The sequence below is a fragment of the Nocardioides psychrotolerans genome, assembly GCF_900113685.1.
Lineage (GTDB): Bacteria > Actinomycetota > Actinomycetes > Propionibacteriales > Nocardioidaceae > Nocardioides > Nocardioides psychrotolerans.
Genome location: NZ_FOQG01000012.1, coordinates 61,744 through 85,015, shown reverse-complemented (window position 1 = coordinate 85,015; position 23,272 = coordinate 61,744). Strand labels below are relative to the sequence as shown.

Here is a 23,272-nt window from a genome sequence, read left to right as displayed (position 1 = left end):
CGGTCCGTAGCGGGCAACAGCCGACGAGTCTAGCCGCGCCCGACCTCCCCGCCGAATGCGCCACCGCCCTACCTGCTGTCCTCGGCAGCCAGCTCCCAGACGACCTGCACCGTGACGCCGAGGTCGGCGCGCCCGGCGCTGAGCGGCAGCGGAGCGGAGTCGGCCGAGGAGCGGAAGGCCGCAGCCACCTCGTAGGTGAGCGGCCGGTCGTCGATCGCGCTGCGTGACGTCGCGTCCACCTCGCGCAGCGTCATCACCGCGCCGAGCTCCTCGCCGGTCGCCTCGGCGTACTCCTGCGCCTTGAGGGTGGCCTCCTCGACAGCGAGCCGGCGGGCCTTGCCGAGGGCGGCCTCGGGGTCACCGATCTTGAGGGCGATGTCGCCGACCCGCGCGGCGTTGCCGCCGGCGTCGATCGCGGCACTGACAGCTCCGCCGGCCGAGCGGAGCTCCCGGACCAGCACGGCGGCGCTCTGGGTGACCCGGTAGCCCGTGAGCACGGGAGACGAGTAGCGCGGGTAGTCGTAGACCGGATGCATCTCCAGCCCGGTGGTCTGCACGTCCTTGCGCTCCACCCCTTCCGCCTCGAGGGCCGCCCGCACGCGCGTCATGGTGAGGCTCGCCGCGTCGAGCGCCGCGTCTAGCTCGGGTTGCTTCATCCGCACCGATAGGTCGAAGGTCACCTGGTCGGGTACGGCGGTCGCCTCGCCGACGCCGGTCATGGTGAGGGTGCGGGGATCGACACCGGTGCCCTCAACCGTCTGGCTCGGTATAACCGCCTGGGCGGCCGGTGTGCCACCCGACCCGCCGAGCAGGTAGGCGACGAGGAGGGCCAGCACGGCGAGCGCTGCCACCAGCAGACCGGTCGTGCTCACGGTGATGTTCCTGTCAGCGTTCTTGTCCACGGGATCCTCCGAGCGTCGGTTGCGCGCTTGGACGCCAGGACCCGGAACGCGGTTCCGGCCAGGTGGTCCAGACCTCCGGTCCCGGCCGCAGCAGCAGTTCTTGTCTCCGAGGATGACCACCCTCCGCAGTCAGTGGGCCGGCATCGCGATCGCGATGCTCGCCCTTCGTGGCGATCGACGGTCCGGCGATGGCGAGCAGCGCGGCCCGCGCGACGCTCATCACCGGCAAGCAGATCAAGGACGGCAGCATCGCTGCCAAGGACCTCAGCCCCGCCGCGCGCACGACGCTCAAGGGCAACCGCGGGCCTGCTGGACCTGCCGGTCCCACAGGTGCCGCCGGTGCCCCGGGCCCGGCTGGCGCCGACGGCGCGCCCGGTCCTGTTGGCCCGGCCTGCTTCGACCGGGACAGCGCGGCGACGACAGGCTCGACGTTCGTCAACGTCACCTGTGTCATCAACCTCAGTGCCGGTCAGTTCGTCACCACCACGGTCACCCAGACCTCTGGTGGCGCGCTGCTCCTCAATGGTTTCGAGACGGCCTCCCTCACCTGGATCGCCCCGCTTCCCTGAGAGGTCACACCCAAGCCCCCCCCCAACCCACCCACGCAGGTCGAGCCCGCGCCCGGCCTGCGTGGTGTGGCGTCCGGACTCGTGCGTCGACGCTCAGCTGAGCTCGCGGACCTTGCCGACGAGCTCGACCAGCGACGCCGATCCGAGCGCCAACGCGGCCGCCCGCGCCCCCCAGAGCGACATCACGACCAGGCGTCCGCGAGGCGCGCCGCCGACCGGCCAGCGCCAGAGCAGGCGGCGCTCGGCGACGAGGGTGAGCAGGACGCCGTAGAGGCCGGGGATCGCCACGAAGAGGGCCACGGACAGCCAGACCGGCTGGAGGAGGGTGAAGTCGACACCGTCGACGTGGACGACCTGGTTGCCGACCGGCACGCCAGCGCCGAGCCCGACGCAGACCACCCGGAACCAGCCAGGTCCGAAGAGCAGCCCCCGCACGACCACATAGATGACACCGCCGAGGAGACCGAGGAACGCGCCAACGGCCACGAGGCTGAGCGACCCGGCGAGCGTGAAGCGGCCCATGACGAAGCCGTCGTCGCTCAGTCGCCCGGTGGCCTCGGGGTTGAGCAGGGCGATGCCATACATCGCCGCGCGTCCGAGGACTCCGCCGACCAGCGCTCCGAGGCCGGCCCCGACGAGCGGGACGGTTGCGATGCGCACGGCACGGGACCCTCGGGAAGTCATGGCGTGCGACAGAGCCTCTCGAGCGCCAGGCGATATCCGTCGATGCCGTGCCCGGCGACCACCTCGACCGCGTGGGGGGTGACGACGGAGGTGTGGCGGAAGACCTCGGGGCGCTGGGTCGGATCTGAGATGTGGACCTCGACCAGCGGCGCGGTGAGCTGGGCGCAGGCGTCGAAGATCGCCCAGGAGTAGTGGGTCCACGCGGCAGCGTTGAGGACCACGGGGGTGTGGTCGTCGGCGGCCTCGTTGAGCCAGTCGAGGAGCTGGCCCTCGTGGTTGGTCTGACGCACCTCGACCTCGAGGCCGAGGTCGGCTCCCCACGTGACGCACAGGTGCGCCAGCTCGGCGTGGGTCGTCGTGCCGTAGATCTCCGGCTGGCGACGGCCCAGGCGTCCGAGGTTGGGGCCGTTGAGGACCAGCACCTTCCGCTCGGTGGTCACCGGGGACCACCGGTGATGACGTCGTAGGCCGCGCGCAGGTCGTCCTCGGACGGACCGGCCAGGACGCTCGGGCGGGCGAGGTCGTCGAGGACCACGAAGCGCAGCTGGGAACCGCGCGCCTTCTTGTCGACCCGCATGGCGGCGTGGAGCTCGTCGAAGTCGGCGCCGTCGTAGCTCGTGGGGAGGCCCACCCGCGCGAAGGCGGTGTGGTGGCGCGCGACGACGTCGGGCGCGAGTCGCCCGACCCTCCCGGCCAGCTCGGCGACGAACACGCAGCCGATCGCGACGGCCTCGCCGTGGCGGATCGCGTAGTCCTCGGCGCGCTCGATCGCGTGCGCGAGGGTGTGGCCGTAGTTGAGGGCCTCGCGACCGGGATGGCCGTCGGCTCCCCCGGTCTCCTTGAGGTCGTCGACGACCACGTCGATCTTGACCTGGATGGCGCGCTCGACGAGCTCACGCAGCACCACCGAGCCCGGGGTCAGGGCCTCCGGCTCGGTCGCCTCGACCAGCCGCAGGATCTCCGGGTCGGCGATGAACCCGCACTTGACGACCTCGCCCAGCCCGGCGACCAGCTCCGCACGCGGCAGCGTCTCGAGCAGCGCCAGGTCGCACAGCACGCCGGCCGGCTCGTGGAAGGCGCCGACGAGGTTCTTGCCGGCCCCGGTGTTGATGCCGGTCTTGCCCCCGACTGCGGCGTCGACCATCGCCAGCAGGGTCGTGGGCACGTGGACGACCCGGACACCGCGCAGCCAGCTGGCCGCGACGAAGCCCCCGAGGTCGGTGGTGGCTCCGCCGCCGAAGGTGACGACGGCGTCGGAGCGCGTGAAGCCGGCGGCCCCGAGCGCCTCCCAGCAGTCGTTGGCGGTCGCGGCGGTCTTGGCCGCCTCACCGTCCGGCAGCCCGAGGGCGAGCACGTCGTAGTCGGCGCGCAACGCGTCGACCACCGGCTGGGCGATCTCACCGAGCCGCCCCGCGTAGAGGAAGGCGATCCGTTGCACCGAGCTGCCCAGCATCGCCGCAAGGCGGTCGGTGACGCCAGCGCCGACCACGACGTCGTACGGCGAGGCGCCGCCGACGTGGAGCACGCTGGCTCCGGCCGCAGAGCTCGTCGCCGGGGTCGAGGTCACGGCCGGGCCACCTGCTCGAGGGCCTGGCGCACCTCGTCGGCGATCTCCGCCGGGGTGCGACCGTCGGTGTCGACGGTGAAGTCGGCGAGCGACTCGTAGACGGGGGCCCGCTCGTCGAGCACGGCCTTGATGCGGGCGCGGACGTTGCCGAGGAGCAGTGGGCGGCCGGTGCCGAGACCCACGCGCTTCACCGCCTCGGAGAGACCGACGCGGAGGAACACGACGCGGTGGCCGGCGAGCAGCGCCTGGGTGTCGGGGTCGAGCACGGCACCCCCGCCCAGCGACAGCACACCGTCGTGGCTGGCGAGCGCGTCGGCGACCGCAGCCTTCTCCAGGACCCGGAAGTGCTGCTCACCGGAGTCGACGAAGATGTCGGAGATCGAGCGACCCTCGATGCGCTCGACGTCGGTGTCGCTGTCGCGCGCGAGGACGCCCAGGGACTCCGCGAGCAGGGCTCCCACGGTCGACTTGCCGGCGCCCATGGGGCCGACGATCACAGCGAGCGTCATCGGTACCTCAAGGCAGCGAGGTAGCTGTCGACGTTGCGCTTGGTCTCCTGCACGGAGTCGCCGCCGAACTTCTCGACGACGGCGTCAGCCAGGACGAGCGCGACCATCGCCTCGGCGACGATCCCGGCCGCGGGCACGGCACAGACGTCGGAGCGCTGGTGGTGCGCCACCGTCGCCTCGCCGGTGCTCACGTCGACGGTGCGCAGGGCGCGCGGGACGGTCGCGATCGGCTTCATCGCGGCGCGCACGCGCAGCACCTCCCCCGTGGTCATGCCGCCTTCGGTGCCGCCGGAGCGGTCCGACGTGCGGCGGATGCCCTCGTCGGTGGGGACGATCTCGTCGTGGGCGAGCGACCCAGGGGTCGCGGCGAGCGCGAAGCCGTCGCCCACCTCGACGCCCTTGATCGCCTGGATGCCCATCAGAGCGCCGGCCAGGCGCGAGTCGAGGCGGCGGTCCCAGTGCACGTGGGAGCCGAGGCCCGGCGGGAGGCCGTGCACGACGACCTCGACGACGCCGCCGAGGGTGTCGCCGTCCTTGTGGGCCTGGTCGATCGCGGCCACCATCGCGGCGGAGGTGTCGGGGTCGAGGCAGCGGACCTCGTCGGCGTCGAGCCGCTCGAGGTCGTCGGCATCGGGCCACAGGCCGTCGGGGGCGCGGACGCCGCCGAGCTCGATGACGTGGGAGACGATCCGGGCGCCCACGGCCTGCTCGAGGAAGTTGCTGGCCACGCGACCCAGCGCCACGCGGGCCGCGGTCTCCCGGGCCGAGGCGCGCTCGAGGATCGGGCGGGAGTCGGTGAAGTCATATTTCTGCATGCCGACCAGGTCGGCGTGACCGGGACGCGGCCGGGTCAGCGGGGCGTTGCGCGCCAGGGACTCGAGCTCGTCGGCGTCCACGGGGTCGGCCGCCATGACCTTCTCCCACTTGGGCCACTCGGTGTTGCCCACCTGCAGCGCGACCGGACCACCCTGGGTGAGCCCGTGCCGGACGCCACCGGTGATGGTGACCTCGTCCCGCTCGAACTTCATCCGGGCGCCGCGGCCGTAGCCGAGGCGTCGACGGGCCAGGGAGTCGCCGATGTCCTCGGTGGTCACCCGCACGTGAGCGGGCAGGCCTTCGAGGATCGCGACCAGGGACGGGCCGTGGGACTCGCCCGCAGTGAGCCAACGCAACATGGGCTCAGTCTTCCACTGACCCCCGCGGACGTCACGCCGGTCATCCCCCGACGAGACTCCCACCGAAGGCGGCGTCCAGGAGCGGGGCTCCCCCGACGACGCCCACCAGGGCGCCGACGAGCATGAACGGTCCGAACGGGAAGGCCCGGCGCTCCACGATCCGCAGCAGCGAGAGCAGTCCCCCGCCGACGCCGCCGAGCAGGAACCCGGCGTAGAGACCGACCAGCAGCTCGCCCCAGCCGAGGTAGCCCAGCGCGATGCCGAGGACGCCCGCGAGCCTGACGTCGCCGTAGCCCAGGCCGCGCGGGTGGATGAACCACAGCACGAAGAAGGACCCGCCGTAGACCAGCCAGCCCCACCCGGCCCGGACCAGGTCGTCGGTGTCACCGCTCAGCGCCGCGGCGAGGAGGACCAGCGCCATGACCAGGACGTACGACGGCGCGACGATGCGCGTGGGCAGCAGCATGGTCCGCCAGTCGATGACCGTCAGCGCGACTCCGACGGGCACCAGCGGCAGCAGGAAGAGCAGCGGCCAGGCGAGCCCGACCTCGGTGCCGACCAACGCACCGGCGAGCGCCGAGGCGAGCGCGCCCTTCCAGGTGAGACCGGGCAACGCGGCGATCGCCACATAGGTCTCCTTGGGCGGGTCGAGGTCAGGGTCGTCCTCCGGCTCGGGCACGCGGGCGATCAGGCGCGGGACGAACAGCCCGGTGAGGCCGCAGAGCACGAGACCGACCAGCAGGCCGGCCAGGTCGTCGCTCACGCGGGACGCCGCTCGGCCAGCGCGGCCTCACCGGCGGCGCGCATCACTGCGAGCGGGGCCTCCCGGTCGGTGAAGATCTCGAACTGGTGCGCCGCCTGGTGGACCAGCAGGTCGAGCCCGCTGACCAGCACCCGTCCGTCCCGCTCGACGCCGGCAGCGAGCGGCGTCGGCCACGGGTCGTAGAGGACCTCGAACACGACCGGGACCCCCGAGCACCGCGCGACCAGCGCGGGCGTCTGCGCACCAGCCGGCACCGTGCTGACCAGCACGTCACCGGTCGGGACGTCGTCGAGAGAGCCGACGTCGACGGTCGGACGCGAGGGATGTCGACCGATCGCCTCGACTGTCTCCCGGGCCCGCTCGGGAGAGCGCGCCAGGAGGGTGATCGTGGTGGCGCCGAGGTCGCACAGCGCCAGCCCCGTCGACGCTGCCGTGGCACCCGCGCCGAGGATGCTCGCCGAGCGGACGGGCCCGTCGTACCTCTCGTGGACGGCGGCGGCGGCACCGGTGAGGTCGGTATTGGTGGCCACGACCCTCCCGTCGACGAGCAGCAGCGTGTTGACCGCGCCGACGAGCCTCCCGCGCGAGGTGACCTCGTCGACGAGCGCCATGGCCTCGCGCTTCAGCGGCATCGTCAGGGAGAGCCCGCGCCAGGTGCCGTCCAGGGAAGCGATGAAGTCGCGCAGTCCCCCCGCCGGCACCCGGACGGCGTCGTAGGTCCAGTCGAGCCCGACCGCCGCATAGCCGGCCCGGTGCAGCACCGGCGACAGCGAGTGCGCGATGGGGTCGCCCAGGACGGCGCACCTCACGCCGGGCACCTCATCAGCAGCGGTCGGACTGGGTGGCGCAGTAGTCGCGCAGCTGGTCCTTGAACGCCAGGAACTCGTCGTAGCTCTCGGTGAACTTGGTCTCGCCCGTCTCGAGGTTGACCGTCACGTAGAACAACCAGTCGCCGTCGGCCGGGTTGCTGGCCGCCTGGATGGCGGCGTCTCCGGGTGCCTCGATCGGCCCGGGCGGCAATCCGGCGTTGGCATAGGTGTTGTAGGGCGAGTCGACCTCGAGGTCGTCGAGGGTCGGGATCGCCACGAGCTCGCGACCCAGCGCGTAGTTGACCGTCGCGTCGATCTGGAGGCGACCGATCGTCGGACCGTCGACGTCGTCGAGCCGGTTGTAGATGACGCGGGAGATCTTCGGCATGTCGTCGCCACGACCCTCCGCCTCGACGAGGCTGGCGACCGTCATCAGCTCGTGCGGTGACAGGTCCAGCGCCGCGGCGGCGTCCTCGAGACCGGCGTCGTCAGCCGCCTGCTTCCAGCGGTCGACCATCGCGGTGAGCATCGAGGTGGGCGTCTCGTTGGGCCCGAAGCCGTAGGTCGAGGGGAAGAGGTAGCCCTCGGCGTTGCCCTCGGCGTAGCCCGGCAGACCGAGCGGGCCCGGGTTGTCGAGGACCTTCTCGAAGTCGCGGCGCTTGAAGTCGGTGTTCTCGACGAAGATGTCGAGGATGTCGACCACGCGCAGGCCCTCGGGGAACGTGATCGCGTTGGAGATGATGTTGGCGGGGTCGACCAGCACCTGGAGCGCGTCCTCGGCCGACATCTCCTTCTTCAGGGCATAGAAGCCGACCTGGATCCCGCCTGCGCGGGGCTCGCCGTTGGCAGCGGCCACGAAGGCGTCGACCGAGGCGACGACTCCCTGGTCCTTGAGGTTGCGGCCGATGTCGGTGGAGGTGTCGCCCGGCTCGACCTCGAAGTTGACCTTGCCGCTCCCAGGGCCGGCGAAGTCCGCGGCCTCGCTGAACTGGTCCTTGATGACCTCGACGCCCTTGGTCACGCCCACGTAGAGCAGGCCGCCGAGGACGGCCAGCACGATCAGCACCGGGAGGCAGCCACGACCGCGGCGCCTGCGACGCCGTGAGCCCCCGGCACCCGACACGGGGATGACGCTGCCCTCGTGGAGGTCGTCATGGGGGTCGTCACGGGGCTCGGTGTGCTCGTCCGGCACCGGGTCCGGCGTTGGGTCACTCATGGGTCTCCTCCACGATCTCACCCGGCGCCATCCCGGTGGCGCGTTCGGTATCCAGTGCATGCTGCAGGATCAGTACGGCGGCGGCCTGGTCGACGACAGCTCTGCGCTTGACGCCCTTCTTGCCACGGTCGCGCAGCATAGCCTCCGCCGACACGGTGGTCAGTCGCTCGTCGACCAGCCGCACCGGCACGGGCGCGACCCGGCGCGCCAGGGAGCCCGCGAACTGGCGGACCTTCACGGCCGCCGGCCCCTCCCGCCCCGAGAGCGACCGGGGCAGCCCGACGACCACCTCGACGGCCTCCTCCTCGACCAGGATGGCCTGCAGCCGGCGCAGGTCGCCCTTGCCTCGTCGTACGGTCTCGACGGGGGTGGCGAGGAAGCCCGTGGGGTCGCTGCGGGCGACCCCGATTCGGGCATCCCCCGGGTCGATGCCGAGTCGTACGCCGTGGCGCATCAGGCGCGGGCCACCTCGGCGAGGACGAGGGCAAGGGCCTCGTCGACGCGGGAGGCGTCGGTGCCGCCACCCTGCGCGACGTCGTCCTTGCCACCGCCCTTGCCGCCCAGGAGCGTGCCGACGGCGCGGACCAGGTCGTTGGCGGAGAGCCCCCGCGAGCGGGCCTCGTCGTTGAGCGCGGCCACGACGGCGACCTTGCCCTCGACGCCGCCGATGATCACCACGACGCCGGGCTCGCCGGCGCTCATCCGGCTGCGGACGTCGAGCGCGAGCGTGCGCACGTCTCCCCCGCCGGCTCCGTCGGCGCGCTGGGCCACGACGCTGACGTCGCCGACCCGGGTTGCCGACGAGGCGAGCCGGCCGGCACCGGCCAGGAGCTGGGCGACACGGCCCTTCTCGATCTCCTTCTCGGCCTGGCGCAGGCGCTCCACCAGGTCGCTGACCCGGCCGACGAGGTCGTCGGGCTGGGTCTTGAGCAGCCCGGTCAGCTGGCCGACGACGTCGCGCTCACGCGCGAGGTAGGCGAAGCCCTCGACACCGGTGAACGCCTCGATGCGGCGGTTGCCGGAGCCGACGGAGGCCTCACCCGTGACGACGATGGTGCCGATCTGCGAGGAGTGCGACACGTGCGTGCCGCCACAGAGCTCGCGCGACCACGGTCCGCCGATCTCGACGACACGCACCTTGGTGTTGTCATAGGTCTCGCCGAAGAGCGCGATCGCACCCCACTCCTTGGCCTGCTCGAGGCTCATGTAGTCGGCGCCGACCGGCAAGTCGGCACGCAGGGCGTTGTTGGAGACCTGCTCGATGTCGCGCACCTGCTCGGGGCTCAGCCCCGTGGTCCAGCCGAAGTCGAGACGCAGGTAGCCCGGGCGGTTGTAGGAGCCGGACTGCAGCGCGGTGGGGCCGAGCACGTCACGCAGCGCGGCGTGCACCACGTGGGTGCCCGAGTGGGCCTGGCGGGCGCCGACGCGCCAGTCGGGGTCGACTCGGGCGTGCAGCAACCCCTGTCCGCCGGTCGGGCCTGGCGCGACCAGCTCGCCGTCGACGACGCGCACCTGGTGCACGACCAGGCCACGCACGGGGCGCTGCACATCGAGCACCTCGAGGCTGCCGCCGTCGAACACGATGGTGCCGGCGTCGGCCACCTGCCCACCGGACTCGGCGTAGAACGGGGTGCGGTCGAGCACCAGCTCGCCGATCTCACCCTGGGCGAGCGAGCGCGCAGGAGCGCCGCCGACCAGCAGCGCCAGGGCGCTGGACTCGGTCTGGTCGGTCTCGTAGGCGAGCCACTCGGTGGGGCCGTGCGCGTCGAGGATCCCGCGGTAGACGGTCGTGTCGGCGTGCTGGCCCTTCTTGGAGCGGGCGTCGGCCTTGGCGCGCTCGCGCTGCTCGACCATGAGCGCGCGGAAGCCGGCCTCGTCCACCGTCAGTCCGGCCTCGGAGGCCATCTCGAGCGTCAGGTCGATCGGGAAGCCGAAGGTGTCGTGCAGCGCGAAGGCGCGCTCGCTGGACAGCATCGTGGCACCGGACGACTTCACGTCGGTGGCGGCGAGGTCGAAGATCTGGGTGCCGGCCTGGAGCGTCTTGCGGAACGCGTCCTCCTCGGCGAAGGCCACCTGCGAGATGCGCGGCCAGTCCGAGATGAGGTTGGCGTAGGTCTCCCCCATCTTGTCGCGAGAGACGGGCATCAGCTCCGGGAGCACGCGGTCCTCGCACCCGAGCAGGCGCATGGACCGGACCGCGCGACGCAGCAGACGACGCAGGACGTAGCCGCGACCGTCGTTGCCCGGCGTGACCCCGTCGCCGATGAGCATCATCGAGGACCGGACGTGGTCGGCGACGACTCGGAACCGGACGTCGTCCTCGTGGTTGTCGCCGTAGCGCTTGCCGGTGAGCTCCTCGGCCTTCGCGATGACGGGGTACATGACATCGATCTCGTACATGTTCGCCTTGCCCTGGAGCAGCAGCGCGACGCGGTCCAGGCCCATGCCGGTGTCGATGTTCTTCTTCGGCAACGAGCCGGCGATGTCGAAGTCCTCCTTCGACCGCACCGCGGAGAGCTCGTCCTGCATGAAGACGAGGTTCCAGATCTCCAGGAGCCGGTCCTCGAGCTCGAAAGGCATGTCCGGGCCGAGCGTCGCCACGTCGAACTCCGGGCCCCACTCCGGCCCGCGGTCGTAGAGGATCTCCGAGCAGGGGCCACCCGGACCCGGGACTCCCATCGACCAGTAGTTCTCCTTGTTGCCGAGCTGGACGATGCGCTCCCGGGGCAGGCCGGTGACCTTCATCCAGTAACCGATCGCCTCGTCGTCGCCCTCGAGGACGGAGGGGTAGAGCCGCGACTCGTCCAACCCGTAACCGCCCTCGGCGACCGGCTTGGTGAGCAGGCTCCACGCCAGCTCGATGGCCCGCTCCTTGAAGTAGTCGCCGAAGGAGAAGTTTCCGCACATCTCGAAGAACGTGCCATGACGCGTTGTCTTGCCGACGTCCTCGATGTCGGGCGTGCGCACGCACTTCTGGATGCTGGTCGCCCGGTCGTAGGGCGGCGTCTCCTGCCCCAGGAAGAACGGCTTGAAGGGCACCATTCCCGCCGGCACAAACAGCAGGTTGGGGTCGTCGGCGAGCAGCGAGGCCGAGGGCACCACGGTGTGACCGGCGGCCTCGAAGTGCGCCACGAACCGTCGGCGGATCTCCGCGGTGTCCATCAGCTGGTGCCTTCCTTGTCTTGGTGCAGTGGGTCCACCTCGTGGGTCGAGCGGCCTCGTTGGTTGGTCGAGCTTGCCGCGACCCCGAGCTCGTGTGCCCCATGAGGCCCGAGCCCGGTGCGCTGCCGCAAGTCGGTTTCGGCCTCCGCCTTGCCCTGGGCCACCTCGTCGCGGAACATCCGCGCTCCCACGACGGCGGCACCGACGCGGTCACGCAGGCCGTCAACGGTCAGGGCTTCGGCGGCACGGCGACCCCGGATCATGGCATAGACCCCGGCCCCGGCCCCGGCGACGAACCAGAGGCCGCGGCTCATGCGGCGGAGCCCTCGTCGAGCGTGCCGGCGCGTTGCCGCGCCTCCCAGTCGCGGCGAGCGCCGCGCAGGTCGGCGCGCCGCTGCTTGCGGGCCCGCTTGACCTCGCGCTTCATCTCGAAGCGGATCCGGTTGCGGATCTCGGGAGCCAACGCGCGGCGCAGTCCGGCCACCAGCGAGGCTGCCTGGACGACGCTCTCGCGCAGCACCAGGTCGGCGAAGAGCGGCCCGTCGACGCGGGTCGCGGGGAGCCGATCGGACTCCTCGTCGTCGGAGCCGATGCGGGTGATGACGTAGTTCCGGTCCTCGACGGCCGAGGCACTCGCGGGAGGCGTCGCCAGCCGACGCTCGAGGGCGTCGAGACGCTCCTGCAGGGCGGCCGTGCCGGCGAGGGCTTCAGCGCGCTCCGCGACTGCCCGGCGCCGTCCCAGGAGCGTCAGCAGGATCCCACCGACGGTGAGGGTGAGCAGCACGAGGAGCGCGACCACCACGGTCCACGCCTGCACGGTCCACTCCTCGTTCACAGTGCCCGACCCTATCGCGGGGCCGGGCCTGCCTTTCAGGAGCCGCGGATCAGCCGTCGGATGCGCTCCCAGCGCTCCTTGACCTGGGCCTCTGCACCGAGGCTCGTGGGGCGGTAGTAGTCCCGGTCGAGCACCACGTCGGGGGCGTACTGCTGCTCGGCCACGCCGTAGGGCTCGTCGTGGCTGTACTTGTAGCCGCCTTGAGGTCCTGAGCCGTGTCCGAGCTGCTTCGCACCGGCGTAGTGGGCGTCGCGCAGGTGCGATGGGACCGGCCCGATCTTGCCGGCGCGTACGTCGGCGCTCGCAGCGCCGATCGCCAGCGTCACCGCGTTGGACTTGGGGGCCACGGCCAGTGCGATGGTCGCGTGGGCGAGGTTGAAGCTGGCCTCCGGCATCCCGATCAGCTGCACGGCCTGGGCAGCTGCGACCGCCGTGGTCAGGGCGGTCGGGTCGGCCAGACCGATGTCCTCGCTGGCCAGGATCACCAGTCGGCGCGCGATGAATCGTGGGTCCTCGCCGGCCTCCATCATCCGGGCGAGGTAGTGCACGGCGGCGTCGGCATCGGAGCCACGGATCGACTTGATGAAGGCGCTGGTCACGTCGTAGTGCTGGTCACCCTGGCGGTCGTAGCGGACGGCGGCCTGGTCCACGGCGGTCTCGGCGACCGACAGGTCGACGACGTCGCTCTGTCGGGCCACGGCTGCCCCCGTCGCGGCCTCGAGGTAGGTCAGCGAGCGGCGCGCGTCACCACCCGCCAGGCGGACCAGGTGGTCGAGCGCCTCGGGCTCCACCGTGAAGCGACCACCCAGGCCCCGCTCGTCGGCGAGCGCGTCGTCGAGCACCCGTCTGACGTCGTCGTCGGTGAGCGACTCCAGGCGCAGCAGCAGGCTGCGTGAGAGGAGCGGGGAGATGACCGAGAAGAACGGGTTCTCCGTCGTCGCGGCGACCAGGGTGACCCAACGGTTCTCCACGCCCGGCAGCAGGGCGTCCTGCTGGGCCTTGCTGAAGCGGTGCACCTCGTCGACGAAGAGGACCGTCTCGCGCCCGGCGTTGACCAGCTCGGCACGCGCGCCGTCGATGGCCGCGCGGACCTCCTTGACCCCGGCAGAGACCGCCGAGACCTCGACGAAGCGCCGGTCGGTCTGTTGGCTGAGGATCGCCGCGATCGTGGTCTTGCCCGTGCCAGGAGGGCCCCAGAGCAGCAGCGACATCGACTGGTCGCCCTCGATCAGCTGGCGCAGCGGAGACCCCGGCGCTCTCAGCTGCGCCTGACCGACCAGCTCGTCGAGCGTGCGGGGTCGCATCCGCACCGCCAGCGGCGCGGAGGAGTGCGTATTGCCTGCCAGGGAGCCGGCGCCCATGCGGGGCGCCGACTTCCCCGGTGTGTCGAACAGGCCGTCAGGCTCGTCCAAACGTCTTCGCATCCAAGTCGTACCAGGTGTCGTCGTAACCCGGCTTGTTGGCGATCTGCGAGCTCGGCGTGGCACCCGGGTCGGGGCTGCCGGCGTCGTCGGTGCCGAGCAGACGCGCGGTGATGGGCTTGTCCGGGTGCTGGTGGATCGGACCCGGGAAGTGGCAGGCGACCTTGTGGCGCTTGCCGATCTGCAGCAATGGCGGCTCGTGCTTGGCGCAGATCTCCTGGGCGATCGGGCAGCGGGTGCGGAACCGACATCCCGACGGCGGGTTGATGGGGCTGGGGACGTCGCCCTCGAGCCGGATCCGCTCACGCCGACCACCGATGGCGGCCTGCTTGACGTCCGGCACCGCCGACAGGAGCGCCTGGGTGTAGGGGTGGTGCGCGTTGCTGTAGATGCTGTCGCGGTCACCGATCTCGACGATCTTGCCTAGATACATCACCGCCACCTCCGGGCAGAAGTGACGCACGACCGCCAGGTCATGGGCGATGAAGAGGAACGCGACGTCGAACTCCTTCTGGATGTCCTGGAGCAGGTTGATCACCTGCGCCTGGATGGACACGTCCAGGGCGGAGACGGGCTCGTCGGCCACCAGGAGCTTCGGGTTCAGCGTGAGGGCGCGGGCGATGCCGATGCGCTGACGCTGACCGCCGGAGAACTCGTTGGGGTAGCGGTTGTAGTGCTCGGGGTTGAGCCCGACGATCTCCAGGAGCTCCTGCACTCGCGGCAGGATCTGGTTCTTGGGCACGACCTTGTGGACCTCGAGAGGCGCTCCGATGATCGAGCCGACCGTGTGACGTGGGTTCAGCGAGGTGTAGGGGTCCTGAAAGATCATCTGGATATCACGGCGCAGCGGCTTGAGCTGCTTGTTGCTGAGGTCGGCCAGGTCGCGGCCCTCGAAGAGGATCTTGCCGCCGGTGGGCTGGTAGAGGCGCGTGATCAGGCGACCGGTGGTCGACTTGCCACAGCCCGACTCACCGACGAGGCCCAGGGAGCCGCCGCGCGGCACCTGGAACGAGACGCCGTCCACGGCCTGCACGTCGCCGACCTTGCGGCGGATGAGACCACCGGCCTTGACCGGGAAGTACATCTTGAGGTTGTCGACCTCGAGCACCGAACCGCGGGAGAGGTCCAGCTGCGCGGCGGTGTGGGCCTGGGCGGCCACCTCGTCGAAGCTCAGGACCTGGGGCTTGAGCTGTGGTTCGGACCCGGGTCGCGAGCGCTCCGGCGTCAGGTCGTCGGTGGTGGTGTCCTGGTCGGCCATCAATTCTCCTCGACCATCTTGGGCGCGATCTCGGCGAGGACCTCGGTGCGGAAGATCTCGGCCGGGTTGGCGAGATGGCATCTCTTCAGGTGGTGGGGGCCGCGACCCCCGGGAAGCAGCTCGGGCAGCGTCGTCGCGCAGAGCGCGCCCGGCACCTTGTCGACGTGGACGCACCGCGGGTGGAACGAGCAGCCGCTCGGCGGCGACAGCAGGCTCGGCGGGTTGCCGGGGATCGGGATCAGGCGCGCGTCGGTGTCGGCCATGACGTCCGGGATGCTGGAGAGCAGGCCCCAGGTGTAGGGCATCTCGGGGGCGACCAGGATCTCCTTGCAGGGGCCGTACTCGACCGCGCGGCCGGCGTACATCACCAGGACGTCGTCGGCCATCTCGGCGATGACGCCGAGGTCGTGGGTGATGATGATGACCGCGGAGTTGAACTCACGTTGAAGGTCCTGGAGGAGGTCCAGGATCTGCGCCTGCACCGTCACGTCGAGCGCCGTCGTGGGCTCGTCGGCGATCAGCAACGAGGGGTCGTTGATCAGGCCCATCGCGATCATCGCGCGCTGGCGCATGCCACCGGAGAACTGGTGCGGGAAGTCGTCGACCCGCTTGTCGGGCTGGGGGATGCCGACCCGGTCGAGCATCTCGATCGACTTGCGGCGGGCGTCCCGCTTGGAGGCGGACGAGTGGTGGACCTGGTAGGCCTCGCCCAGCTGAGCGCCGATCCGGTAGAAGGGGTGCAGCGCGGCCAGCGCGTCCTGGAAGATCATCGAGACCGCGTTGCCACGCAGCTTGCGCAGGCCGGGCTCGTTGAGCCCGACGACCTCCTGGCCGCCGATCTTGATCGACCCGGTGATGGTGGAGCGCTGCGCGTCGTGGAGGCCGAGGACGGCCATGGACGACACGGACTTGCCCGAGCCGGACTCGCCCACGATGCCGAGGGTCTGGCCCAGGCCCACGCGGTAGCTGAGGTCCTGGACGGCCTGCACGGGCCCGTCAGGGGTGGGGAACTCGACGTTGAGGTCCTCGACGACGAGGAACGCATCGGGGTCGCCGTTCCCGGTGCTCGAGGACGGCATGTTGTGGATGGTCACGAAAGCCTCACTCGCGGGTCGAGCACGCTGTAGATCACGTCGACGATCAGGTTGCTGATGACGATGATGATGGCGCCGAACAGGGCGGTTGCCGACACCACAGGAAGGTCGAAGCTCTGGACGGCCTGGAGCCCCCAGCGTCCGATCCCCTGGATCTCGAAGATCCGCTCGGTGAAGATCGTCCCGGCGAGCAGCACACCGAGGTCGATGCCGAAGACGGTGACGACCGGCACGAGCGCGCTGCGCAGGCCGTGGCGGTAGACGACGGTGCTCGGCTTGAGGCCCTTGGCCTTGGCCGTGCGGATGTAGTCCTCGCTCAGCGTCTCGACCATGGCGCCACGGGTGTAGCGGGTGTATTGCGTGCAGCCGAAGATCCCCAGGCACAACCAGGGCAGCAGGAGACCGCCGAACCACTTGGCCGGGTTGTCGGTCAGCGGCGTGTAGCCACTGTCGCCGAGGATCGGCACCTGCCAGATGAGCGTGAAGTAGAGCCACGCCAGGAGGGCGAAGAGGTAGTAAGGGACCGAGCTGATGACGAGGAACGAGCTCACCAGGAGCTTGTCACCGAGCGTGCCGCGTCTTCGCGCGGCGGCGACCCCGATGGGCACACCCAGCAGGAGGTAGAGCACAGCACCGCCCGCCGCCACCGAGATCGTGGCAGGCACTCGGTCGATGAGCTCCTCCCAGACCAGGTTGAAGGTCCGGTGTGAGTAGCCCAGGCACGGGGCGTCGCAGTCGATCTGGGTCGACCCGATCTCCATCTGGCGACCGGCGAAGATCCCCTTGGCATAGGCGGCGTACTCGGAGACGAACCCGTTGTTGTAGCCCATCTGCTCCTCGAAGTTCTCAAGGCGATCGGGCGTGCACCGGTTGCCCGTCTGCTGGTTGCAGATCGGACGGGCCGGATCCTCAGGACCGAACCAGAACAGGGCGAACACGGCCATCGACACCAAGATGACGACGATCACGCCGGAGATCAGGCGCTTGATGATGTAGGCGAACATCGCTGCGAACCTCTCGCGTGGAAGCACTCCACGGTGGCTGGAGAAGAGCGGACCGGATGGGGGCCGGGCCGTGGCCCGACCCCCATCCTGGTGTCCGTGTCGAACGGAACTACTTCTTGGACCTAGGTCACTGGATGACGAAGAGGTCCTTGTAGTAGATCGCGCTCATGGCGGCGTCACCAGTGAAGCCACCGATCTTGCTGCCCGCACCGAACAGGTCGTTGCGGTAGGCGGTCGGGATCATCGGGAAGTACTTCGTGCCGATGAGCTCGTCCAGGTCGCCCCAGGCCGCAGCCTGGTCCTCGAGAGGCAGGGTGGCGATCTCCTTGATGCGGTCGTCCACCTCGGTCTCCGAGAAGTACGACGTGTTGTAGGGCTGACCACTCTCGACCAGCGGCGGGATCATCGTGGACGCGGACGGCCAGTCCGAGCACCAGTTGACCGAGCGCAGGTTGAGCTTGGCGTTGATCGGGCTCTCGGCGTCGTCCCAGAGGGCGTAGGCGTCCTCCTGGTAGGGGATCATCTCGACGGTGAAGCCGGCGTTCTCGTAGCCCTTCTTCTCCTGCTCGGCCGCAGCCTTGGCCTCGGCGTCGGAGTCGTCGTAGACGAACGTCAGCTTGTAGCCTTCAGCGCCGGCCTCCGCGAGGAGGGCCTTCGACTTCTCGGGGTCGTAGACGAACTGCTCCGTGTCCGGGAAGTACTCCTTGCGACCCGACATGCCCGGAGGCATGATCGTGCTGGCCGGGATCCGGGTCACGCCGGGGATGTTGCCGCCCGCGAGAGTGATGTTCTCGAAGTCGTAGGCCCAGGCGATCGCCTTGCGGATGTTGATGTCGTCGATCTTGGTGTAGTCAGGCGTGCGGTAGCTCACGCACTGACCGGTCTGCTGGATGAAGTTGTCGCCCAGGGCGTCCCGCAGCGCGGCGACGTTGGTCGCACCGAGGCCGTTGGAGACGGTGGTCTGCGCGTCGGCAGAGTCGCTCAGCAGCAGCTGGTCGGTCTTCTCCTGGTCCTGGTCGAACTTGAAGACCCACTCGTCGGCGTACTGGTGACGGGCCGGGTCGGACGCGGCGTCCCACTCGGGGTTCTTCTCAAGGGTCAGCGACTCGTTGACGCGGAACTCCTTGATCTTGTAGGGGCCGCTGGAGAGGGGCATGCGACCGTAGGCCGGGAACTCGGAGTTCTCGAGCGGGATCGGACCGATCGCCATGAAGGTGGACCAGAAGTCCATGTCCGGGAAGGGACCCTGCATCGCGAACGTGATGTCCTGGCCGTCGACCGTGATGCCGGGGCAGTCGCCGTCCTGCGGACCGGTGTAGCCCTCGCCGCAGTCGAAATTCGACACGGAGTAGACCTGGCCGGGGCCTGAGGTGAAGGTCTCGGAGTCGAAGGTGCGCTCGACGCCGTACTTGACCTCCTCGGCGGTGATCGGGTTGCCGTTCTCCCAGTTGACGTCCTTGATGGTGAACGTCCACTCGGTGAAGTCCTCGTTGGGACGACCGAGGTCGGTGGCGAGGTCGGGCACGAGCTCCATCGCGCCGGTCTCCTGGTCACGACGGAACTGGACCAGCGAACGGTGCGTGAGCGCCTGCTGGATCGAGTTGCCGAGGACCGACCAGCCGTTGGCGGGGTCGAGGTCCTCCGGACCGGGGTCGCCCGGGATGGCGACGGTGATGGTGCCACCGGTGGTGGCGCCCTCGACCTCGGGGGCGGGCCCCTCGGCGTCGGCGACCTTCCCGAAGTCGGACTCCGGGTTGATGAACTCGCTAGGGCTGTTGCCCCCTGCGTTTCCGCCTCCGCCGTCTCCACCACAGGCCGCAAGCGTGACCATGGCGAAGCCTGCGACAACGGCAAGCGACTTAGTGCGCTTCATGGTTGTCCAGCCTCTCTGTTTTCTTCATCCGTGCCACGGGCCCCAGCCCGCGACAACATTTGGGGGAGGACCGACGCCTAGCGTCGGGTCTTGGGATCGACGGCGTCGCGGATCGCGTCGCCGAGGAGGTTGAGGGCGAGCACCAGCACGACGATGCCGAGCAGGGGCTCCCACAGGTAGAGGGGGTAGAGCTCGAAGTAGGCGCTCGCCAGCAGGATCGTCTGGCCCCACGACTCGCCCTGGGTGATGCCGACCCCGAGGAAGGCCAGACCGGCCTCGGCGGCGATGAACGCCGGCAGCATCAGCGAGATCGCGACCACGATCGGGGCCACCAGGTTGGGCAGCAGCTCCTTGACCATGATGCGGGTGGTCGGCATGCCGATCACCCGCGCGGAGAGGATGAACTCGCGCTCGCGCAGTGAGAGCACCTCACCACGCACCAGACGGGCGACGCCCATCCAGCCGAAGGCCGCCAGGATGCCGATCAGCGACACCACCTGCATGGTCTGGTAGCGATCAGGCGTCAGGGCGAAGCGCTCGTTGAGGATCGGGGCGATCACCAGGGCCATCAGCAGGAACGGCAGCGTCAGGAACAGGTCGATGACGAAGGAGATGACCTTGTCGACCGCGCCACCCACGAAGCCGGAGACCAGCCCGAGCACGATCCCCACGAGGGAGGCCACGACGGTGGCCGACGTCGCGATGAGCATCGAGGTGCGCGCACCGTAGAGCCAGCTGGCCAGGTTGTCCTTGGCGGTCTTGGGCGCGATGCCGAACGGGTGCTCGGGGTCGAAGCCGTTGCGGGGCGGGCCCTTCAGTGGCATCCCGTCGTTGATGAAGTCGAGCTGCTGTGACGGGTTGCCCGGCTGGGTCGTGACGTTGAACAGGGACGCGATCTGGCTGGCGAAGATGGCGATCAGCGCGAAGATGATCACGATGCTCAGGCAGACCATCGCGACCTTGTCGCGACGCAGTCGACCGGCTGCGATCGCCAGGGGCGACTTACCCGACACCGGGCTCCTCGTGGCGGTCGGATCGCCGCCAGGTTCTGCCTCGTCACTCAAGTGCCCGAGAGTCTCGGACCCCATCGTGGGTGTCGACATGCTCACCTCGTCCAGGCAGAGTCTGCTGCCACTCGTCGGCGGACCGGAAGATCGTCCCGGGTGCGCCCTGTGCGCCGCCCCGGACTCTATGTGACACAGCACGCACTACGGGTCTCCCCCGCGTAACGATCTGGTCTCAGCGCACTTGTCCACTGGTTTCTCTTGCGGATCAGGGACGGGTCGCAGAATCCTTCTCTATGACGGCGTCCACGCCGGCTTCCTTGCGCTGTGCGGGCGTGATCGGCGCGGGTGCTGCGGTGAGCGGGTCGAAGCCCCCACCGGACTTCGGGAAGGCGATCACGTCGCGGATCGAGTCGGTCCCGGCGAGGATCGCGCAGATGCGGTCCATGCCCACGGCGATGCCGCCGTGCGGGGGTGCGCCGAACTTGAAGGCGTCGAGCAGGAAGCCGAACTTCTCCTGCGACTCGGCCTCGCTCAGCCCCATCACCGCGAAGACCCGCTTCTGGACGTCCTCGCGGTGGATCCGGATCGAGCCACCCCCGAGCTCGTTGCCGTTGCAGACGATGTCGTAGGCGTAGGCCAGGGCGCTGCCCGGGTCGGTGTCGAAGGTGTCGGCGAACTCCGGCTTGGGGCCGGTGAACGCGTGGTGCACCGCTGTCCAGGCACCGGCTCCGACGGCGACGTCGCCGCTCTCGACGGCGTCCGAGCTGGGCTCGAACATCGGCGCGTCGACAACCCAGGTGAAGGCGAAGGCGCTCTGGTCGATCAGCTCACCGCGACGACCGATCTCCAGGCGCGCGGCACCCAGGAGGGCCCGGCTCGACTTGGCGGGGCCGGCGGCGAAGAAGATGCAGTCGCCCGGCTTCGCGTCGACGTGGGCGGCCAAGCCGGACTTCTCGTCGTCGGTGATGTTCTTGGAGACCGGCCCGGTCAGCTCACCGTCCTCCTGGACCAGGACGTAGGCCAGGCCCTTGGCACCGCGCTGCTTGGCCCACTCCTGCCACGCGTCGAGCTTCTTGCGCGGCTGGCTCGCGCCGCCGGGCATGACGACCGCGCCAACGTACGGCGCCTGGAAGACCCGGAAGGGCGTCTCCTTGAAGTAGTCGGTGCACTCGACGAGCTCGAGGCCCATGCGCAGGTCGGGCTTGTCGGAGCCGAAGCGTCGCATGGCCTCGGCGTAGGTCATGCGCGGCAGCGGGCGTGGGATCTCGACGTCGATGAGCTTCCACATGGCGGCGAGGACGTCCTCCATCAGCTCGATGACATCCTCCTGGTCCACGAAGCTCATCTCGATGTCGAGCTGGGTGAACTCCGGCTGCCGGTCGGCGCGGAAGTCCTCGTCGCGGTAGCAGCGCGCGATCTGGAAGTAGCGCTCCATGCCGGCGACCATCAGCAGCTGCTTGAACAGCTGGGGGCTCTGGGGCAGGGCGTACCAGCTGCCCGGCTGCAGGCGGGCGGGCACGAGGAAGTCGCGGGCGCCCTCGGGCGTCGAGCGCGTCAGCGTGGGGGTCTCGATCTCGACGAAGTCGTGGGAGTCGAGGACGTCGCGCGCGGCCTTGTTGATCTTGGACCGCAGGCGCAGCGCCGCGTTGGGGCCGCTGCGACGCAGGTCGAGGTAGCGATGCTTGAGCCGCGCCTCCTCCCCCACGTCCCCACCCTTGTGACCCGTGTCGTCGATCGGGAACGGCAACGGCGCCGCGGCGCTGAGGACCTCGAGGTCGTCGGCGATGACCTCGATCTCGCCGGAGGGCAGGCCCGGGTTGGCGTTGCCCTCGGGGCGGGCGCTGACCTGCCCGGTGACCTTGATGCAGAACTCGCTGCGCAGCGCGTGGGCGACGGCCTCGTCACGCACGACGACCTGGACGACACCGCTGGCCTCGCGCAGGTCGAGGAAGGCCACGCCACCGTGATCGCGGCGCTTGGCCACCCAGCCCGCGAGGGTGACGGTCTGACCGACGTGCTCGGCGCGGAGGGCGCCGGCGTCATGGGTGCGGATCACTGCTGCTCCTTCAAGAGGACCTGCGGTCGCAGGTCATCGGTGGGTGGGGTCCAGGCGGCCGGGTCGGCGCTCACCTGCTCCCCCGATCGGATGTCCTTGACCTCGTGGGTCACCGTGCCGTCCTCGGTCGTCGTGGTGAACCAGACGAAGGGGATGCCACGCCGCTCGGCGTAACGGATCTGCTTGCCGAACTTGGCCGCGTCGGGCGCGACCTCGCAGGCGATGTCACGTCGGCGCAGGCCGTCGGCGACCGCACTGCTCGTGGGCCGACCCTCCTCGTCCACCACCGCGACCAGCACCACGCTGGGCACCGAGCGCGACGCGGTCAGACCGGTCCGAGCCAGCAGCGGGACGACGACCCGGCTGACGCCGAGGGAGATGCCGACGCCGGGGTACGTCGTACGGCCGTCGCTGGCGAGCGCGTCGTAGCGACCACCGGAGCAGATCGAGCCCATGGACTCGTAACCGTCGAGACGGGTCTCGAAGACCGTGCCGGTGTAGTAGTCCAGGCCACGAGCGATCGAGAGGTCGGCCGTGACGCGCACCCGGTCGGAGACCAGGTCGGCGCAGCCGCGGACCAGCTCGGCCAGCTCGGCCAGGCCCTCGTCGAGGAGCTCGTGCTCCACACCGAGGGCACGCACCTGCTCGACGAAGCCGTCGTCGTCGGAGCGGATCGTGGCGAGCTCGAGCACCCTGTCGGCGTCGGCGGCCGAGATGCCGGCATCGGCCAGGAGCAGCTCGCGCACCTTGTCCACCGACAGCTTGTCGAGCTTGTCGACCAGGCGCATGACCTCGTCGGTGTCGTCGGCGCCGAGGCCGAGGCCGGCGTAGAAGCCCTGGATGAGCTTGCGGTTGTTGACCTGCAGGCGGAAGGCAGGCAGGAAGTCCAGGCGCGTCAGGGCGTCCACCATGACGCGGGTGACCTCGATGTCGTGGTGGAACGCGAGCGAGTCACGACCGACGATGTCGATGTCGGCCTGGGTGAACTCGCGGAACCGGCCCTCCTGCGGCCGCTCGCCGCGCCAGGCCTTCTGGACCTGGTAGCGGCGGAACGGGAAGGCCAGCTTTCCGGCGTTCTCCAGGACGTAGCGGGCGAAGGGAACGGTGAGGTCGAAGTGCAGGCCCAGCCCGGCGTGGCCCTCGGCGGACTCCTCGTGGAGGCGACGCAGGAGGTAGACCTCCTTGGAGGTGTCGCCCTTGCGCAGCAGCTGATCGAGGGGCTCGACGGCGCGGGTCTCGATGCCGGCGAAGCCGTGCAGCTCGAAGACGCGGCGCAACGTGTCGATGACCTGCTGCTCGACGAAGCGCTGCTCAGGAAGCAGCTCGGGGAACCCGCTGAGCGGACCACGCGGGGGTGTCTTTGCCATC

Annotated in this window: 22 protein-coding genes; 1 reads left to right on the top strand and 21 read right to left on the bottom strand. The window is 70.1% G+C overall.

The annotated features are described in order from the left end of the window. Positions 1-68 precede the first annotated feature (68 nt). Positions 69-872, bottom strand: a complete 804-nt coding sequence (locus BM204_RS14800; protein WP_143099779.1) for an SIMPL domain-containing protein — start codon at positions 870-872, stop codon at positions 69-71. A 197-nt stretch (positions 873-1,069) separates the two neighbouring features. Between BM204_RS14800 and BM204_RS14795 the strand changes: the two genes are divergently transcribed. Next, complete coding sequence (locus BM204_RS14795; RefSeq protein ID WP_091114826.1) at positions 1,070-1,471, top strand: hypothetical protein; 402 nt, start codon at positions 1,070-1,072, stop codon at positions 1,469-1,471. Between the two features lie 93 nt (positions 1,472-1,564). Here BM204_RS14795 and BM204_RS14790 read toward each other — a convergent pair whose 3' ends face one another. From BM204_RS14790 to hisS, 20 genes are all read right to left on the bottom strand, one after another. After that, positions 1,565-2,131: a hypothetical protein gene (locus BM204_RS14790; RefSeq protein WP_091114824.1), complete on the bottom strand. Its 567-nt coding sequence runs from the start codon at positions 2,129-2,131 to the stop codon at positions 1,565-1,567. A 20-nt stretch (positions 2,132-2,151) separates the two neighbouring features. Next, positions 2,152-2,595, bottom strand: coding sequence for a type II 3-dehydroquinate dehydratase (locus tag BM204_RS14785; RefSeq protein ID WP_091114821.1), 444 nt, complete (start codon positions 2,593-2,595; stop codon positions 2,152-2,154). Beyond that, entirely contained in the window at positions 2,592-3,722 is a 1,131-nt protein-coding gene (gene aroB / locus BM204_RS14780; protein WP_091114819.1) for a 3-dehydroquinate synthase, read from the bottom strand. The genes BM204_RS14785 and aroB overlap by 4 nt, the downstream gene beginning before the upstream one ends. Then, positions 3,719-4,231 carry a shikimate kinase gene (locus BM204_RS14775; RefSeq protein ID WP_246166248.1) on the bottom strand — a complete coding sequence of 171 codons (513 nt, stop codon included), beginning with the start codon at positions 4,229-4,231 and terminating at the stop codon, positions 3,719-3,721. Before BM204_RS14775 ends, aroB begins: the two co-directional genes overlap by 4 nt. Then, entirely contained in the window at positions 4,228-5,406 is a 1,179-nt protein-coding gene (gene aroC / locus BM204_RS14770; RefSeq protein WP_091114816.1) for a chorismate synthase, read from the bottom strand. Before aroC ends, BM204_RS14775 begins: the two co-directional genes overlap by 4 nt. A 40-nt stretch (positions 5,407-5,446) precedes the next feature. After that, positions 5,447-6,169, bottom strand: a complete 723-nt coding sequence (locus BM204_RS14765) for a prepilin peptidase (protein ID WP_091114814.1) — start codon at positions 6,167-6,169, stop codon at positions 5,447-5,449. Further along, the gene (locus BM204_RS14760; RefSeq protein WP_091114812.1) at positions 6,166-6,978 is read right to left on the bottom strand and encodes a shikimate dehydrogenase; all 813 of its coding nucleotides are present in this window, start codon (positions 6,976-6,978) and stop codon (positions 6,166-6,168) included. The genes BM204_RS14765 and BM204_RS14760 overlap by 4 nt, the downstream gene beginning before the upstream one ends. Before the next feature lie 13 nt (positions 6,979-6,991). Then, positions 6,992-8,194 carry an endolytic transglycosylase MltG gene (gene mltG / locus BM204_RS14755; RefSeq protein WP_091114810.1) on the bottom strand — a complete coding sequence of 401 codons (1,203 nt, stop codon included), beginning with the start codon at positions 8,192-8,194 and terminating at the stop codon, positions 6,992-6,994. Continuing rightward, positions 8,187-8,648 carry a Holliday junction resolvase RuvX gene (gene ruvX, locus BM204_RS14750; RefSeq protein ID WP_091114808.1) on the bottom strand — a complete coding sequence of 154 codons (462 nt, stop codon included), beginning with the start codon at positions 8,646-8,648 and terminating at the stop codon, positions 8,187-8,189. Before ruvX ends, mltG begins: the two co-directional genes overlap by 8 nt. Beyond that, a complete protein-coding gene (gene alaS / locus BM204_RS14745; RefSeq protein ID WP_091114805.1) occupies positions 8,648-11,356 on the bottom strand; it encodes an alanine--tRNA ligase in 2,709 nt (902 codons plus the stop codon). Before alaS ends, ruvX begins: the two co-directional genes overlap by 1 nt. Continuing rightward, the gene (locus BM204_RS14740; RefSeq protein WP_174813017.1) at positions 11,356-11,670 is read right to left on the bottom strand and encodes a DUF6167 family protein; all 315 of its coding nucleotides are present in this window, start codon (positions 11,668-11,670) and stop codon (positions 11,356-11,358) included. Before BM204_RS14740 ends, alaS begins: the two co-directional genes overlap by 1 nt. Beyond that, positions 11,667-12,191, bottom strand: coding sequence for a hypothetical protein (locus BM204_RS14735; protein ID WP_091114804.1), 525 nt, complete (start codon positions 12,189-12,191; stop codon positions 11,667-11,669). Before BM204_RS14735 ends, BM204_RS14740 begins: the two co-directional genes overlap by 4 nt. A gap of 35 nt (positions 12,192-12,226) precedes the next feature. Continuing rightward, the gene (locus BM204_RS14730; protein ID WP_091114957.1) at positions 12,227-13,552 is read right to left on the bottom strand and encodes a replication-associated recombination protein A; all 1,326 of its coding nucleotides are present in this window, start codon (positions 13,550-13,552) and stop codon (positions 12,227-12,229) included. Between the two features lie 37 nt (positions 13,553-13,589). Continuing rightward, on the bottom strand, positions 13,590-14,870 hold the full coding sequence (locus BM204_RS14725) for an ABC transporter ATP-binding protein (RefSeq protein WP_091114801.1): 1,281 nt from the start codon (positions 14,868-14,870) through the stop codon (positions 13,590-13,592). Beyond that, positions 14,870-15,949 carry an ABC transporter ATP-binding protein gene (locus tag BM204_RS14720; protein ID WP_091114954.1) on the bottom strand — a complete coding sequence of 360 codons (1,080 nt, stop codon included), beginning with the start codon at positions 15,947-15,949 and terminating at the stop codon, positions 14,870-14,872. Before BM204_RS14720 ends, BM204_RS14725 begins: the two co-directional genes overlap by 1 nt. An 11-nt stretch (positions 15,950-15,960) precedes the next feature. After that, positions 15,961-16,968, bottom strand: a complete 1,008-nt coding sequence (locus BM204_RS14715) for an ABC transporter permease (RefSeq protein WP_091114799.1) — start codon at positions 16,966-16,968, stop codon at positions 15,961-15,963. A gap of 127 nt (positions 16,969-17,095) precedes the next feature. Continuing rightward, a complete protein-coding gene (locus tag BM204_RS14710) occupies positions 17,096-18,841 on the bottom strand; it encodes an ABC transporter substrate-binding protein (protein ID WP_091114796.1) in 1,746 nt (581 codons plus the stop codon). Positions 18,842-18,918: 77 nt separating this feature from the next. Then, on the bottom strand, positions 18,919-19,854 hold the full coding sequence (locus tag BM204_RS14705; RefSeq protein WP_246166247.1) for an ABC transporter permease: 936 nt from the start codon (positions 19,852-19,854) through the stop codon (positions 18,919-18,921). Between the two features lie 259 nt (positions 19,855-20,113). Beyond that, the gene (gene aspS / locus BM204_RS14700; protein WP_091114791.1) at positions 20,114-21,904 is read right to left on the bottom strand and encodes an aspartate--tRNA ligase; all 1,791 of its coding nucleotides are present in this window, start codon (positions 21,902-21,904) and stop codon (positions 20,114-20,116) included. Then, positions 21,901-23,271 (bottom strand): histidine--tRNA ligase, encoded by a 1,371-nt coding sequence (gene hisS, locus BM204_RS14695; RefSeq protein WP_091114788.1) that lies wholly within the window; start codon positions 23,269-23,271, stop codon positions 21,901-21,903. Before hisS ends, aspS begins: the two co-directional genes overlap by 4 nt. Position 23,272 lies beyond the last annotated feature (1 nt).